Raw genomic sequence first — 17103 nt, forward strand, 5'->3', positions numbered from 1 at the left:
GGTTATTCTCCCCGTGAGTCAGTATCTTGTTGGCGTTTTTGACGACCTAATTCACGTACTGCCATCACGCTAACTCCAGCCACTAACCCGACAACACCACCAATTAACCCCACAGCTGTAGATGAAATTTGGCCACCTTCGCGATTATTGACATCCGGTTTATCCACCCGTGGTGTTGGGTTTTCCACGCTCGCCAACTGATGTATCGCTTTGTGAAAGCCGACATTTTCCTCATTACAGCCATAACAAGGGTGACCAATCGCCACAGGCCAGACGCCACCGACATCACAGAATTGCAATGTGGAGCAGTTCCCGTAAGTTTCAGGCCCCTTACAGCCTAAATGGTATAAACACCAACCTTCACGATGACCATCATCACCGAACTCTTTTGCGAAGCGGCCCGCATCAAAATGAGGGCGACGTTCGCAGTGTTCATGAATTAATCGACCGTACGCGAACATTGGGCGATTTTTGCTATCCAGTTTTGGTGGACGATTAAACGTAATTAAGTGCGCGACCGTCGCAAGGAAGTTATGTGGATTAGGCGGGCAACCTGGAATATTGATAACGGTTTTATCTTTAATGACTTGATCTAAACCCACGGCTCCTGTTGGGTTATCTCCTGCCGCAGCAACACCGCCCCACGAAGCACAAGAACCAATCGCAATCACGGCCGCGGCGTGTTCAGCCACTTCACGAATATGCTCAACAATCGGTTTCCCCGCCACCATGCAATAAATACCGTTATCTTTTAGTGGGATAGAACCATCGACGACTAAAACATATTTTCCTTTGTACTTTTCAATTGCATCATGTTTATTTTGCTCAACTTGCTCACCAAAGGCGGCAGACAACACCTCGTGGTATTCCAATGAAATAGTATCGAGAATTAAATTTTCCAAAGTTGGATGGGTTGAACACAGCAAAGATTCCGTACACCCCGTACACTCTTGGGCACCAATCCAAATGACAGGAGGTCGAGCTGGGTCACTAATAGATTCAGCTATTTGGGCAGCAGCCTTCCCGCTTAATCCCATTGTCGCTGCTAATGCTGTACATAACTTCATAAAATCACGGCGGTTAATGCCATGCGAAGAAATAATAGAGTTATCTCCTATCATTCTTTTTTCCTATTATTATGGGTGGCTTAAAACCTATTCATTAGAAGGAAATTTTTGTTTATTATCTTAAGGTTATAAATACCACAAGGCCCTATACACAAATGATGCATACGCTTTCTGTTTGTATTTATCTATTTAAGAAGCCAACAAAACCAACTCTAATGAAATAAATTCTTATTTAAGTAACCTGATGCATAAATATAAAATAAGATCCTATTCCTACCGCTCCTAAATCATTTGATCTTCATCAATAGGCAATAAGAAATTTTATTTTTTTTATATATTTGCTAGAAAAATCGATTCAGTAACCTGTGTTAAAACAAGAGGAAAAATATAAAAAAATAGATTTGATTTTCAATACTGCGTTATACATCACATCATTTAAAATAAAAAACTATTTATTTTTCATTATGATATTTAGATTCATTGTCGTAATATAATTAATTAAGCAGAATAGGTGTATTAATAACAATCCAACTATTAATATAAAAACAAATATGTCAAATAAGAATCAATATCAAAAAGACAATATAATCTATTAAAATGAAAATCTGAAAAATAGGTAGATATACAATCCTATAAATATAATACTGCCCATCAGTAATAGATTAATTTTTCAACATCGCAGAAGCGATAGCGACTTGCCCCAATGATAGCCCACCATCTCCCATAGGAAATTGTTTTGCATATAACACATCGAACTCAGATAGATTATTCATTAATAGTTCTCGCAATAGTTGGTTATGAATCACACCACCTGACAAAATAATTTTCTTAGTACCATATTGGTTCGCTGATTTCCTTGCTAGCTCAGCAAAACCTTCCGCTAACGCTACATGAAATGCATGTGCGCGTTGTGGTTTAGGCGCACAGTACGCCATCCATTGCTGCCAAAATGTATGTAAATCTAATTGTTGACCAACTAACGGCATAGTGACCGGATGTACGCTCACGGGAGATTTCATTGCAATCGCTTCCAGTTGGCAAGCGGCCTCCCCTTCCCAACTAGTTTGTGCCGTACAAATACCTAACGCCGCAGCAACCGCATCAAAAAGCCGCCCAGTAGATGAAGCCGTTGGGCTATTAATTCCTTTATCAATCGCCTTTTGTAAGCCTTGCCAAGGAAATGACATTAAATAAGCAACGCTCTCTTGCTTTTGCCACTGGGGGACAAATTGTAAACAATGCGCAAGGAAATTACGCCATGGCTGCCGAGAAGCTAATTCCCCTCCCGGCAGTGCAACTGGGGGCAAGCCTCCTAGGTATTGACTGGATTTATAATCCACTAGTAAGCATTCACCTCCCCATAGCCGGTGGTCATCACCATACCCCAAACCATCCAAAGCTAACCCAATGACTTTACTTCCATTTAGTGGTAAACCATGCTCAACCATTACCGCTGCGATATGCGCATGATGATGCTGCACTTTTATCAATGGGATTCGTAATTGCTGTGATAACGCCTCGCCATAGCGCGTACTCACATAATTAGGATGCATATCAGAAACTATAGCGGTTGGCGTAAAACGATAAATAGATTCAAATAATGCAATCGCAGACTGGTATTGTTCAAAAATATCCATGTCATCAAGGTCGCCTAGGTGTTGGCTCATTACTGCACTTTTGTCTCGCAATAAACAAAAGGTATTTTTAAGATCAGCCCCTAAAGCCAGTATTGGTGGGGAATTTTCAAACCCTTTAGGTAAATCAATCGAATCAGGGACATAGCCCCGCGCACGACGGAGCATTTCCGCTTGCCCATCATGATAACGCACCAGTGAGTCATCTGCACGTTGGACAATATCGCGGTTATGAGTGAGGAAAAAATCAGCAATATCCGTTAAATCAGCCAGAGCAGCTTGCTCACTCAATACAGGGGGCTTTCCTGATACATTTCCTGATGTCATCACTAATGGGCAATTAACTTGTACCATCAATAGGTGTTGCAACGGATTAGAAGGTAACATAACACCTATTTCCGCTAGCTTTGGCGCAATATATTGGCTTAATACATGATTTTTCCAATTTTTAATCAACACAATCGGTGCGGCAGGGCTTTTTAATAATGCACATAGGCCATCACTAAGCGGCATATTGTGCAACTCTAACCAATTCAGTGATGGAACCATTACCGCAAGTGGCTTAGTTGGTCGGCATTTACGTACGCGCAAAGCTTCTACCGCCTGATCATTACTCGCATCGCAAGCAAGGTGAAACCCCCCAATCCCCTTAATGGCAACAATTTTACCTGCCAATAACTGCTGAGCTGCCAAGACTAATGCGTTCTCTTTATTTGCAATCGTTTTTCCTGATGGGTCGCACAATTTAATTTCAGGGCCACACACCGCGCACGCATTAGGTTGCGCATGAAATCGTCTATCTGCGGGGGATTGATATTCCTCTAAGCAATTAGGACACAAAGGAAAATCGGCCATTGCGGTATTGGGTCTATCATAAGGCATATGACGAATAATAGTGAAACGGGGGCCGCAATGCGTACAGTTTGTAAACGGGTAATGAAAACGCCGATTTGATAGGGCAAAAAGCTCTTGTTGGCACGCATCACAAGTGGCAGCATCTGGAATTACTTGCGTGTCCATTTTACCTTCACCACTACGGCGAATAGTAAAGGTGTCGGGTAATTTATCCCATTGAAAAGGTTGCGGTTCAATACTTTCTATATGGGCTAATGGCGGACAATGTTGGTACAATAACTGAGTAAATTCAGTGAGATCCGAACCAATACATAAACGCACTAGCACCCCTTCACCATCATTACAAACATCACCTAATAATTTGCATTGGTGGGCTAACTGCCAAATATAGGGGCGAAACCCCACACCTTGCACTTTCCCTTTGATGCGTAACTGTATACCACTTTTCACTGAGATATCCCCTTAGCATTGTGAGGGTATTTTCGCGCTAAAACATAAAAAAAACTTCACTTGAGATCAAGAAAAGTTGTGGAAATACAATTGGCAGACTCATTTTTCAAAAATCGAACCAATTATTTAGTAATACAATAATGATTCCATTTAAAAATAGAGCCTATTATTTATTCATTAATAACCCTAAACAAAGTTAAATATAAATTTAAAATCCAATTTAAATAGGATGAGCAAACAATATAACTTTCTCTATTAAATAATATTAGAATTATAGTTAAATTGAATAATTATTTTCAGAACTATTCTCTATTAATTAACATAAATAATCTTCTAAATCATTCACCTAGTCCATAAGAACGATAGTATCCCACCACACATAAACGTAGAGTTATTCATATGTTAACAATATACCAATACCCTGAAATGAATAAATATTATTCATAAAACTCAATCTATTAATAATATAAAGAGGTGATATTTTGAAACTAAAACAACTCTTCGTTTCTCTTTCTATCGGTGCTGCGCTATTTGGTGTTAGCCATCTTACTAGTGCAGATGAAATTATTACGCTTGGAACAAAAGGCGGTCCTTCATTATTAAATGAAAAACGCTTGCCGCAATCGACGGCATTTATCAAGAACGATAAAATATACTTATTTGATGCGGGATACGGAGCAAGTTTGCGATTAGTTCAATCAAAAGCCCCATTAAAAAATCTTGATTCTATCTTTATTACCCACCTCCACAGTGATCATGTTGCCGATTACCCAGCCCTACTGTTAAATGCATGGAACAGTGGTTTAAATCATAATATCGCTGTTTATGGCCCTGTTGGAACGGAAAGTATGACAAAAGGTGTTTGGGATACTTTTAGTCGCGATATTGATTTACGCGTTAAAGATGAAGGTAAACCTGATTTGCGCCAAATAGTTACAGCAAAAGATATTCAAGAAGGCCCTGTACTCAAAAATGATGATGTCGAAATTAGTGCCTTATTTGTTCCACACCCACCTTTTAACTCAGACGAAGCTCTCGCTTATAAAATACAATCTGGCGGAAAAACTATCGTTATTACTGGTGATATGATTGATAATAGCCAAATTATTGAATTTGCTAAAGATGCTGATTACTTAATTAGTGAAGTCGTCTTAGTCTCTGGTGTGGAAAATTTAGCCAACCGTATCGGCAACGGTTCAACGCTGGCAAAAGCGATTATTTCTCACCATACAACAGCAGAAGATGTCGGAAAAATAGCCAAGCAAGCTAATGTAAAACACCTTGTCCTAACCCACTTAGTCCCCGCGGATGACCCATCGATTACTGATGACGTGTGGATTAATGAAGTCAGAAAACAATACTCAGGCCCTGTGACGGTCAGTAAAGACTTGCAACGCTTTGAGGTGAAATAATTTATTTGAATATACCATCAATAGGATATTAAGAGCTTATATGCAATATCCTATTGATATTAATTTATATATTGAGCTTATTATTCTATAGATTATTTTTCACATTTCTCCATGACTTCCTTCCCAAACACCATAAACGAGTAGTCCTATTTGAATAAACCTATCGAAAGTTTCTCATATGAAACCAAACTCCATCATAACCTCGACACACCCCACATTTTGAAACGAATATTTTACATTTATCCAACATTTGATTGACTAATAATCACCCATACAATTAATCTGGTTTTAAATAAAAAACAATGTTTCGCATATGAAACAAAATGTTACAACACATTCAAAAGGAGAAAACCATGAGCTGGATTGCTGTCTGCGATGTCTCACAAGTTCAAGAAGAATTTCCTTTTTCAGCCAAAGTTGATGATGCCGAAATTGGGATCTTCTTAGTTGAAGACCAATATTATGCCTTAGAAGATGTTTGCCCACATGCCTATGCCCTGTTAAGCCAAGGTTTTGTTGAAGATGGCAAAGTGGAATGCCCATTACATGAAGCCGTTTTCGATATTAAAACGGGTAAATGTTTACGCGAACCTGGTGGGCGAGATCTCAAAACCTACCAGACACGCATTCACAACAACCGAATCGAAATCAGTTTGATTGAGGAGTAGAAATGGAACCCATTCAAAATATTAATCCGTATTTACCAGCAAATAATCAAATTATCCCAGCACGAGAAGGCGGTAAAGGCAGTATTCAAGCGCCAGGAAGTGCACCGAATATCGTTTGGCAAACACGTTCACGTATGCCTGATGAGTATGAAAACAAGCTCATTTTTGCACTGGAAACGCTATTCGCTGCAGGCACTGAATCACTTGAAGAATTAGTTAGTGCCTTAAATCAACAGCAATTATATGACAGACAAGGGCAACCTTGGTCCACAAGCAGTTTCCGCGAATTTCTTCTCGTCAATGGTTACTAGCACATTGTCATACTAAGAAAAGAAAACAAAAACACCTTTGATAAACGGAAGCAAATGATGATGACAAATACACAACTTCAAAACTACCAAGATTATTTGGATGTCGGATTACGTGGGCAATGGTACCCCGTTTTATCCAGTTGGGAAGTCAGTAGTAACCCTATCGGTATTACTCGCTTAGAAGAACAAATCGTGCTTTGGCGTGATGATAAAGGCCAAATTCATGCTTTAGAAGATAGATGCCCTCACCGTGGTGCCCGTTTATCAATGGGTTGGAACTTAGGTGAACGCATTGCCTGCTGGTATCACGGTGTCGAAGTCGGTGGAGATGGCGTCGTTAAAGATGTTCCAGCGGTCAGTCAATGCCCTCTTGAAGGCCAAAAATGTTTAAAAACCTATCCCGTTCAAGAAGTTCATGGTGCTATCTTTCTCTATTTTGCGGTAATTGATGGTGAAACACCTCCTGCCCTTGAATTCCCTGAAGAATTAGCTGATGACGAAAACCACAGCAATTTCCTCTGTACCGCATCGTGGAAGTGCAATTACCAATATGCACTCGAAAACGTGATGGACCCAATGCATGGCACCTATCTCCATTCATCATCACACTCAATGGCAGAAGGTGACAAACAATCAGAAATGATCCTAGAAGCAACAAAAAATGGCTTTATTTTCCGTAAAAATGACCAAATAGGTGTCAACTTTGACTGGGTGGAATTCGCGAGTACGGGTGCAAATTGGCTGCGTTTATCTATCCCATATCAAAAACGCTTCGGCCCTGGTGGGCACTTTTGGATTATCGGCATGGTCGTACCTGAAGACCGTCACCATACTCGTGTTTTCTTTTGGCGTATTCGCAAAGTGAAAGACTGGCAACGTGATTTATGGCGCTTTATGTACCGCAACCGCCTAGAAGGACTGCATTGGGATGTTTTAGAACAAGATCGCATTATTTTAGAAAACCTCACACCAAATGCACGCGATAAAGAATTTCTTTATCAGCACGATGTGGGTTTATCCCGCCTACGCCGCATTATGCAACGCGAAGCGAAGAAGCAGTTTGACTTAATCAACAATAAGGAAACTGAAAATGCATGATATCTTGACAGGAAAACGCATTGTAATCACAGGAGCTGCGAGAGGACTTGGCTTGAGTTTCGCACAAGCCGCCGCAGAACAAGGTGCTCAAGTTATCTTGTGTGACATCCTAGAACAACGATTACAAGAAAGTGTCGAGTCCTTACAACAACAAGGGTTTGAAGCCCAAGGTGTTTCTCTCGACTTAGCGGATCCTGACTCAATCACTCATGCATTCAACAGTATTGGTCAACAAGGCGCAATTGATGGGCTGATTAACAATGCGGCTCTGGCAACCGGAGTGGGTGGGAAGCTGCTCGACGAATATGACTTGGCGCTATGGGATAAGGTCATGACAGTGAACGTCAGAGGAACGTGGCTAGTCACCAAAGCCGCTCTCCCCTTTTTAAAGCAGAGTCCCCGCGGCAAAATTATCAATATTGCCTCTGATACCGCACTTTGGGGAGCCCCCAAGCTAATGGCTTATGTCGCCAGTAAAGGGGCTATCATCAGTATGACACGCTCAATGGCACGTGAACTCGGTGTTCACCGTATTTGCGTCAACGCAATTGCGCCAGGGCTCACTAAAGTCGAAGCGACCGAATACGTTCCCGCTGAGCGCCACCAGCTATATGAAAATGGCAGAGCATTACAAGGAGAGCAGATGCCCGAAGACGTTACGGGAACCGCTTTGTATTTGCTTTCGCCCATGGCCGATTTTGTCACAGGCCAGCTAATCCCAGTTAATGGTGGTTTTATTTTTAACTAATTTCGCCATTCAGTCGGTAAAGAGGTGAGGACCATGAATTCAACGTGTAAATATCTAGTACCCGGTTTGGAAAAAGGGCTACAGCTTCTTCTGTTACTCGCTCAACAGCATCGCGAATTGACATTTGCAGAGATCCTCCGCTTAGTCGATATGCCCAAAGCAACGGCTTACCGTGCGATCCAAACCTTAGTGCACTTGGATTTCCTCGTCCAACATCCACGTACTGGGGCATTTTCATTAGGCCGCAAAGTACTCAGCCTTGGTCTTGGCTATATTGCATCACTCGATTTAACCCAGTTAGGCCAGCCCATTATTGAGCAACTTAGAGACCGAAGCCAATGTAACAGCCACTTGGTTATCCGAGATGGTCGGGACATTATTTATATCGCCAGAGTCAGTGGCGCAGAATCAAAAATTAACCATGTTAGCGTAGGCACGCGTTTATCAGCGCACCGAACCTCACTGGGCCGAATGCTACTCAGCGGGTTAACTCGCGCTGAATTTGATGCGCTTTACCCTGATGATGAACTCCCCGATAACGCAGGCTGTAAGCAGGAATTTTGGCAAATGATCCAAGCTGACAAACTGCGAGGCTATGTGATTGGTGAATCATTTTACCGTCGGGGGATTTCATCCATTGTTTACCCTGTTTATAACCAAACGAATGGCGTAGAAGCGGTAATTAGCATCATGGTGCCAATGAGTAGCATCCCTGCACAAGAGTGCCGGCGATTACAAAATGAAGTGAGCTATGCAGCCCAAAAACTCACTGAATTTATTGGTGGTATGAGCCAAGCAAAAGCCGTTTAGCGTTAACCAAATATCATCCACACATTTTTAGGTTTATTGCCATAAGCCTCAGGTTCTTTTTGTCCAAAAAAACCTTTGGCAATAACACCAATCGATAGAGGACTTTACAATGTCAGTGATTGGAATAGAAAAATTAGAATTTGGTGTTGAAAATATCCCTAGCTGCCAGAAATTTTTACATGATTTTGGCCTCAAAGCGGCCTCTGATAACGCCTCGTTATTCACGACCTTATCTGGTGCAGAAATACAGTTATTTTCACACCAAGACCCAAATCTGCCAGCCCCTTTTGAAGCGGGTTCAACACTGCGCCGCATTACATGGGGTGTTGAAAACTCGGATAAACTCCAAGAGGTCATTGAGAAAATTAGGCCTTGTGATGGCTTTCAACTGACGCCAGATGGCGCACAATGCCGTGACCCAAATGGCATGACTGTCGCTTTCACCATCAGCAAACAAAAAACGGTTGAATTAGAAGTCACCGCTATCAACCAATGGGGGGATATTCGCCGCATTGATAAACCTAGCCCGGTTTACGAAAAAGCCACCCCTATTAACGTCGGCCACGTGGTGTTCTTTGTTAATGACTTACCTTCTACAGAAGCGTTCTATTGCCAAAAACTGGGTTTTCAAGTTTCTGACCGTTATATCGACCGTGCCGTCTTTTTACGGACACAAATAAACGGTTGCCACCATAACCTGTTTTTGCTGAAGCTTCCTCATCGTAGCAGCGGCCTCAACCATGTCGCTTTTACGGTTCGTGATATCCATGAAGTGATTGGCGGCGGCCTAGCAATGAACCGCCATCAATGGAGCACCTTTATTGGCCCAGGCCGCCACCCTATCTCATCCGCTTACTTTTGGTATGTCAACAGCCCAACAGGTGGTGCTTTCGAATATTACACCAATGATGATTACCTTACCGATAAGTGGCAACCGCGCGAACTGGAACATTCCTTAGTTTCATTTACGGAATGGGCTGTAGAAGGCGGTCTCGATTATGAAACTCGCCGCCAAGTTAAGGAGTAACACCATGAGCTCATTAATCCAAGGCGGTATTGTCATTATCGGTGGGGGCCAGGCAGGTGGCTGGGCGGCAAAAACCCTACGAGATGAAGGCTATCAAGGCATTATTTCGGTGATTAGCGATGAAAACCATGATTTTTATGAGCGCCCACCGCTGTCTAAAGCGGCACTGACGCAGGAGAGTTTATCGTTATCACGTTTATTCAGCGAACAAGAAACTCACGCCTTAAATTTACAATGGTTTCGCCCACTACGTGCCACTAAAATTGATAGTCAAAACCAATACGTTCATTTAAGTGATGGCCGTGTCATTACGTTTGACAAATTACTGCTCGCGACAGGCGGCCGACCTCGCTACCTGTCAAGCCGCTGGCAGCAACACCCAAAAGTCTTTGCCTTACGTTCGTGGGATGACGCTCAGAAATTACGCACTGCACTACTATCAGCACAAAAAATTGCCATTATTGGTGGTGGTTGGATTGGCTTAGAAGTCGCTGCTTCCGCACGAAAAATGGGTATTGATGTCACAATTTTTGAGCGGCAAAGCCGATTGTGCGAACGCAGTGTGCCGCAAAATGTTTCAGAGGCTCTGGCACTACGTCATACACAAGCGGGCGTTCATGTCATAACCGATTGTGGAAATATCGAACTTGGCGAGCCGACAACAACTGGATTACAAATTAGTTGCCAAAAGCAGCCTTCGCAAAACTTCGATCTCGCTGTTATGGGGATTGGTGTTGAATTAAATCTCGAACTAGCCAAAGAAGCAGGGCTTGATGTCACCCACGGTATTGTGATTAATCACCAAGGGCAAACTTCTCACCCCAATATTTATGCTGCGGGGGACGTCGCTTGCCATCCCACACTGTCTTTATGTTTACAGTCATGGGCTTATGCGCAAAACCAAGCTATCACCACAGCAAAAGCCATGCTTAACCCACAATCTGAAGGGTTTAATGAACTCGCTTGGTTATGGTCAGATCAATACCAAGACAACATCCAAATTTTAGGTGTCCCAACCTCACAAAAATTAAATCATATTCAACGGCATACTCCTGATTCAGAGGTTCATTTTGCTTTAAATGAAAGCAATGAATTGGTGCAAATGATTGCATTTAATGATGCTCGTGCCATCAAGCTAGGTAAACGTTGGATACAAGGCCACCGCAAATTGGACCCTTCACAACTTGCTGATCCCACATTTTCACTAATGTCACTGAAATAGTGCCCAGCAAGGAGAAATCTCATGGCTAACCAGACTATAACCTTACGAAACTCAGAACCTGATCAAATCGAGCAAGATGTTCCTGAAAAGATCAATTGGTTGATCCCAATCGGCCTGTTTTCCTGTGTGTTACTAGCTTTCTTCGATAAAATCAGTATTGCGGCTCTATTTTCTGACGAAAAATTTCAGCAAGCACTGGGAATTGATTTTGACCCAACCCGTTTGGGATTACTGATGAGCGCATTTTTATTCGCTTATGGTGTTTCTTCCATGTTACTAAGCGGCATTGGTGATAAATTTCACCCCACTAAAATGCTGTTATTTATGATCAGTAGCTGGTGTTTTCTCATGATTTTTATGGGATTCACACACCACTATGGCACGATGGTTTTTCTGCGTGTATTGCTAGGAATTGCCGAAGGGCCTTTGCTGGCAATCGCTTATGCCATTGTGCGCCGTACCTTTCCGCCAAAAATGCAAGCTCGAGCCACTATGATGTGGTTATTAGGCACACCGTTAGGCGCAGCGTTAGGCTTTCCTATCTCATTGTATTTACTTAATAACTATGGTTGGCAAAGTACATTTTTTGTCATGGCGGCCTTTACCGTTCCTGTTTGGTGGTTAGTGGTCATTGGTATCCGTCACCCTAATTTAGTCAAGCGCCAAGCACAAACTAAAAATACAGCGGGTGAAGCACTGCCTGCCGAGCAACTGGCCGCGATGCGAGCCCATAAAAAACGCTTATTCCAAAATAGCCATTTTTGGATTATCTGCATGTTTAATATCGCTTTTCTTATCTATCTTTGGGGGATGAATGGTTGGTTACCTAGCTATTTAATTAAAGGTAAGTCTATCCACTTGGAACATGCTGGGATCCTGTCATCCCTTCCCTTTATCGCCATGTTATTTGGTGAGGCTATCGGAGCATGGTTATCAGATCGCTACGATCGCCGCGCACTCGTTTGTTTTATTTCATTACTTGGTGCCGTCCTAGGTCTTGCTGGCGTGTTATTTCTCACTGGCACCTACAGCATCATTCTTATGATGGCGTTTAGCATGTTCATGTGGGGGGCAGGCGCACCCAATATCTTTGCCCTACTCGCAAAAGCCACACAAAAACAGGTCAGTGCATTAGCAGGCGGTATTTTCAATGGGTTAGGAAACCTGGCCGGCGCTGCTGCACCGCTGGCAATGGGGGTTCTTATTACTGTCACTCACACTATGGATAGCGGGTTGTTATTTATCGTCGTCATAGGTTTATTCGGCAGCTTGTTACTAGTGCCTTTACTGAAAAAATATTAACTCATTTTTTATTGGAGATAACACCATGTCACAACCGCAAATCAAACCACAAGATATTCCAATGGCACAATGGATTGAGTCACGCATTGCTCGCCTCGAGGGGCGTAAATATGACTGGAATGCTCTGAAATTCCAAGCGGATTACGACCCTAAATATCGCCGCGCACAAATGCGCTATATCGGCACTGGTGCGACTGGCGTTGCTAATGATGTCAACACCGTTCCCGCAGAGAACTTTACCTTCTCTACCATGGTTCTTCCAGCCAAGTGCGAAGGCCCATTACACCTGCACCCCGATGTTGAAGAAGTGTTCTTTATGTTGAAAGGCACCATCACGTTGTTTGTAAAAGATGGCAATGAGGAATATGAAACGGTTCTCAAAGAGCGTGACCTGATCTCAGTTCCTGCGGGCATTTATCGTGGCTTATTTAACCACGGGGAAGAAGAAGCCTTAATGTGCGTCATGATCGGCACACCAAAACCGGCGATCCCGACATATCCCGAAGATCACCCTTTATCAAAAGTTAAACGTAACTAACAGGAGTCGTCAGTGATGAATTTGCTCAATAAAAAACTCCCAGAACCACAGGTGGCAGACTTTGGGCCATATCGCCTAAGTTGGCGGGAAGCCGGCCAAGGACACCCTGTCGTATTACTGCATGGTATCAGCTCTGGTTCTGCTTCATGGGTAAGCCAACTGATGAGCCCATCACTGACAGACCATTACCATCTCTATAGCTGGGATGCCCCCGGCTATTTAGAAAGCCATGATCTAGAGACGGCAACACCTACCGCAATTGATTACGCAAATGCATTAAATGCTTTCATTGATAAATTAGCCTTATCACCCATCGTGTTAGTAGGGCATTCTCTTGGCGCCATAATGGCAAGCGCTTTTGCAGCGCAATATCCCAATAAAGTGAAAGGCTTAATATTAGCGAACCCCGCGCAAGGTTATGCCACAAAAAGCCCTGACCAACAAAAACAAGTTTACCAACAGCGGCAAGATATTGTTTTTAGTTCCGGTATTGAGGCATATGCGCAAAACCGTGCTGCTACGCTGCTATCGGCCAACGCAACTACCGAGAAAGTCAATTGGGTTCAACAGAACATGAAGAAGCTCAACCCCACAGGTTTCTTAGCTGCTGCGTGGATGCTAGCTCATGATGACATCAGCCAATATTTAAATCGCTATGATGGCCCATTGGAAATACTGGTTGGCACAGAAGATACCATTACGCCACCAGCACAAGTAGAACGACTCGCACGACAAAAAAACTGCCCTTACTTTCTGATAAACCAAGCGGGACACGCCAGTTATTTAGATGCGCCAGACGCCTTTAACCACCACTTACAACAATTTTTAGAGACGCTCTATTGCCAAGCCGAATAAAGGAAGACTCATGAATTTACAGTTAAATAACCGTGTTGCTGTCGTGACAGGAGGAAGCTCCGGCATCGGCTTTGCAACCGTCAAACTCTTACTGGATGAAGGCTGTAAAGTGGCATTCTGCGGCCGTGATCAAGACAAACTCCAGCAAGCACTCACAACATTACAAGAGCTCTACCCCCAAGGGCATTTTATCGCACACTCTTGTGATGTTCTTGATAAAACACAAACCGAAGCCTTCGCAAAACAGGTTCATCAGCAATATGGCCAAGTCGATATATTGATTAACAACGCAGGGCAAGGCTATGTCGCAAGCTATAGCGATACCCCCGAAGAAGCGTGGTTACATGAAGCCCAACTCAAACTATTTGGTGTGATTAACCCCGTGAATGCTTTTTTGCCATTCTTAGAACTATCAAATATTGCTTCTATTACCTGTGTCAATTCACTGCTGGCCTTACAACCTGAACCGCATATGGTCGCCACCTCGGCAGCTCGAGCAGCACTATTAAACATGACACTAAACTTGTCGAAAACACTGTTACCTAAAGGGATCCGCGTGAACTCTATTTTACTTGGCATGGTAGAGTCCGACCAATGGCGACGTCGCTTCGAAAATCGCACTGACAAGAATCTCGATTGGGAACAATGGATTGGCGATATCGCTAAAAAAAGAGGCATACCAATGCAACGTTTAGGAAAACCCGAAGAGCCCGCGAGTGCCTTAGTCTTTCTAGCCTCTCCCATGGCGTCGTTTACCTCGGGTGCCGCTTTAGATGTTTCAGGTGGCTTTAGCCATCATATTTAAAGGACTTAATGATGAAAACACTCATGTTGATTGGTTATGGTGCAATGGCGCAAGAAGTGATTACTCGCTTACCTGATGAGATAACACTGCGCTACATTATTGCTCGGCCTCATCACCACCAAGCTATCTTGGAACGCTTTAAAGGGGCTGTCACACCTATCGATAGCCTTGATAATAATATCGTTCCCCCTGATTTAGTGTTGGAGTGCGCGGGGCACCAAGCCGTTAAGCAATATGCACCAACGGTACTAGAAAGAGGCTGGACACTGGCCATTATCTCTACAGGTGCACTTGCAGACACGGACTTTGAACAACACTTGGTCGCCTTAACCCAACGCCACCACAGCCAGTTGATCCCACTGACTGGCGCTGTTGCAGGGCTTGATGGCTTACGTGCGGCAAAAGAAGCCAATATCACTCAGGTGACCTACCAGTCACGTAAAAGCCCCGCAAGTTGGCGCAATGGCGCGGCTGAGCGTTATGTCGATTTGTCACAAGTGACACAGCCTACGGTGTTCTTTAGTGGCAGTGCTCGTGAAGCGGCTCTGAATTTTCCCGCAAATGCCAATGTCGCTGCCACTGTCGCGCTGTATGGCATTGGGATGGATGCCACACAAGTTCAATTAGTTGTTGACCCGAACACCACACACAATTCACATCGCATTGATGTTATGGGTGATTTTGGCCATTTCTATATTGAACTCAATGGAAATCCTCTCCCTTCCAACCCAAAAACATCGATGTTAGCGGCCTTAAGTGCTGTTGAAATTTGTCGCCGTGTCGCTGGGCAGCAAGCTATTTAATAGGAGCCAAATAATGAACAACATGGATATTTTTGTTGGTGGCCAATGGCAGCAAGGTCGCGGGCCTGAAATGCAGTCGCGTTTTCCGGGAGATAACCAAGTGATTGCCACCCTCAACAGTGCAAGTTTGGAAGATGTCGAAGACGCCGTGATTGCAGCCGATATGGCCTGGAGGATGCCTTCTTGGCGCAACCTTCCCGCTCACCAACGGGCGGCTATCTTATACAAGGTTAGTCGCTTAATTGATGAAAACTGCGAAGCATTAACCCAATTACAAACCTTAGATAACGGCAAGCCTTGGGCAGAAGCGCGTGGCTTAGTAATGAGCGCAGCAGCAACTGCTCGCTACTTTGCCGCGGTTTGTGAAGTCTCAGGTGGTGAGCTTCCGCCTCGCCGCCAGCCAGAACTGATGACCATAAGTACTTACCAACCCATTGGCGTGATCGCCGCAATCACGCCATGGAACTCCCCAATTGCCAGTGATATGCAAAAAATTGCCCCAGCAATTGCTGCCGGTAACGCAGTCATCTTAAAACCTGCGGAAGCCACGCCTCTAATTTCATTAAAATTAGCTGAGCTATTTGAGCAAGCAGGTTTACCCAGCGGCCTATTGAGCGTGCTCCCGGGTAAGGGGTCGATTGTCGGTGATGCACTGGTTCGCCACCCTCTGGTGAAAAAAATCTCCTTTACGGGTGGCACCAATACGGGACGACAACTGGCTCACATTGCGGCAGATAAACTTATCACCACGTCACTCGAACTTGGGGGTAAATCCCCAACTATCGTGTTGTCAGACGCTGACCTTGATATTGCTGCACACGGTGTTTGCTACGGTATCTTTAGTTCGATGGGGCAAGCCTGCATCGCGGGTTCGCGTCTGTTTGTGGCTAAAGATATCTACTCATCTTTTATGGAAAAATTAACGCAACTGACCCGCAACCTGATTATTGGTGACCCAAGGCAAGAGCGCGTTCATTTGGGGCCATTAATCTCCCCTTCGCACCGAGACAGCGTCAGAAACTATGTCGAACAAGCCGTACAACAAGGCGGGAAGATCCGTATTGGTGGAACCGCACCGGCTGACCCTGTACTCCAAGATGGCAACTATTTTTTACCGACGATTATTGAAGGCTTAAATAACCAATCTACTGTTTGCCAAGAAGAAATTTTCGGTCCCGTACTCGTCGTTATGCCATTTGATGATGAAGACGATTTAATTCAACAAGCTAATGATTCTGTTTATGGGCTTGCAGCAGGTATTTGGACAAAAGATTACACCCGGGCGTTTAAGCTCGCCGATGCGCTTGATGTCGGTACCGTTTGGGTTAATACCTATAAAGTTTTTTCTATTTCAACGCCATTTGGCGGCTTTAAAGAAAGTGGCATTGGCCGTGAAAAAGGCCTTGAAAGCCTCAAAGCCTATATGCAACAAAAAAGCCTATTTCTGGCACTTAACCCACAACCAAACCGTTGGTGTGAATAGCAAATCCGTCACCGG

The 17103-nt window shown here is 43.8% G+C and carries 16 protein-coding genes; 14 read left to right on the top strand and 2 right to left on the bottom strand.

The window, feature by feature from the left end; all coding sequences use genetic code 11:
- Nucleotides 1-2: 2 nt before the first annotated feature.
- Both hybO and hypF read right to left on the bottom strand, forming a co-directional pair.
- Nucleotides 3-1121, bottom strand: a complete 1119-nt coding sequence (gene hybO, locus FVA72_RS17265; RefSeq protein ID WP_004257951.1) for a hydrogenase 2 small subunit — start codon at nt 1119-1121, stop codon at nt 3-5.
- Between the two features lie 608 nt (nt 1122-1729).
- Complete coding sequence (gene hypF / locus FVA72_RS17270; RefSeq protein ID WP_137019282.1) at nt 1730-4006, bottom strand: carbamoyltransferase HypF; 2277 nt, start codon at nt 4004-4006, stop codon at nt 1730-1732.
- Nucleotides 4007-4488: 482 nt separating this feature from the next.
- Between hypF and FVA72_RS17275 the strand changes: the two genes are divergently transcribed.
- The 14 genes from FVA72_RS17275 to FVA72_RS17340 all read left to right on the top strand — a co-directional run bounded on the left by FVA72_RS17275 (nt 4489) and on the right by FVA72_RS17340 (nt 17088).
- A complete protein-coding gene (locus FVA72_RS17275; RefSeq protein WP_110591240.1) occupies nt 4489-5418 on the top strand; it encodes an MBL fold metallo-hydrolase in 930 nt (309 codons plus the stop codon).
- 353 nt (nt 5419-5771) lie between these two features.
- A complete protein-coding gene (nirD, locus tag FVA72_RS17280; protein WP_036958011.1) occupies nt 5772-6086 on the top strand; it encodes a nitrite reductase small subunit NirD in 315 nt (104 codons plus the stop codon).
- A 2-nt stretch (nt 6087-6088) separates the two neighbouring features.
- A complete protein-coding gene (locus FVA72_RS17285; RefSeq protein ID WP_004257971.1) occupies nt 6089-6397 on the top strand; it encodes a recombinase-like helix-turn-helix domain-containing protein in 309 nt (102 codons plus the stop codon).
- A 57-nt stretch (nt 6398-6454) separates the two neighbouring features.
- Entirely contained in the window at nt 6455-7495 is a 1041-nt protein-coding gene (locus FVA72_RS17290) for an aromatic ring-hydroxylating oxygenase subunit alpha (protein ID WP_036958013.1), read from the top strand.
- Nucleotides 7488-8243 (top strand): SDR family oxidoreductase, encoded by a 756-nt coding sequence (locus FVA72_RS17295; RefSeq protein ID WP_110591239.1) that lies wholly within the window; start codon nt 7488-7490, stop codon nt 8241-8243. Before FVA72_RS17290 ends, FVA72_RS17295 begins: the two co-directional genes overlap by 8 nt.
- Before the next feature lie 33 nt (nt 8244-8276).
- On the top strand, nt 8277-9053 hold the full coding sequence (locus tag FVA72_RS17300; protein WP_004257979.1) for an IclR family transcriptional regulator: 777 nt from the start codon (nt 8277-8279) through the stop codon (nt 9051-9053).
- A 109-nt stretch (nt 9054-9162) separates the two neighbouring features.
- Entirely contained in the window at nt 9163-10080 is a 918-nt protein-coding gene (locus tag FVA72_RS17305; protein ID WP_110591238.1) for a VOC family protein, read from the top strand.
- A gap of 4 nt (nt 10081-10084) precedes the next feature.
- Nucleotides 10085-11302 carry an NAD(P)/FAD-dependent oxidoreductase gene (locus FVA72_RS17310; protein ID WP_110591237.1) on the top strand — a complete coding sequence of 406 codons (1218 nt, stop codon included), beginning with the start codon at nt 10085-10087 and terminating at the stop codon, nt 11300-11302.
- A gap of 21 nt (nt 11303-11323) precedes the next feature.
- Entirely contained in the window at nt 11324-12604 is a 1281-nt protein-coding gene (locus tag FVA72_RS17315; RefSeq protein WP_110591236.1) for an MFS transporter, read from the top strand.
- Between the two features lie 25 nt (nt 12605-12629).
- Nucleotides 12630-13142, top strand: coding sequence for a cupin domain-containing protein (locus FVA72_RS17320; RefSeq protein ID WP_004257990.1), 513 nt, complete (start codon nt 12630-12632; stop codon nt 13140-13142).
- Between the two features lie 15 nt (nt 13143-13157).
- A complete protein-coding gene (locus tag FVA72_RS17325; RefSeq protein ID WP_110591235.1) occupies nt 13158-13997 on the top strand; it encodes an alpha/beta fold hydrolase in 840 nt (279 codons plus the stop codon).
- 10 nt (nt 13998-14007) lie between these two features.
- A complete protein-coding gene (locus FVA72_RS17330; RefSeq protein ID WP_110591234.1) occupies nt 14008-14802 on the top strand; it encodes an SDR family oxidoreductase in 795 nt (264 codons plus the stop codon).
- An 11-nt stretch (nt 14803-14813) separates the two neighbouring features.
- Complete coding sequence (locus FVA72_RS17335; RefSeq protein WP_110591233.1) at nt 14814-15605, top strand: aspartate dehydrogenase; 792 nt, start codon at nt 14814-14816, stop codon at nt 15603-15605.
- 13 nt (nt 15606-15618) lie between these two features.
- Nucleotides 15619-17088 carry an aldehyde dehydrogenase gene (locus FVA72_RS17340; RefSeq protein ID WP_094961053.1) on the top strand — a complete coding sequence of 490 codons (1470 nt, stop codon included), beginning with the start codon at nt 15619-15621 and terminating at the stop codon, nt 17086-17088.
- The last annotated feature ends 15 nt before the right edge of the window (nt 17089-17103 follow it).

It is taken from the genome of Providencia sp. PROV061, assembly GCF_011045655.1.
GTDB lineage: Bacteria > Pseudomonadota > Gammaproteobacteria > Enterobacterales > Enterobacteriaceae > Providencia > Providencia hangzhouensis.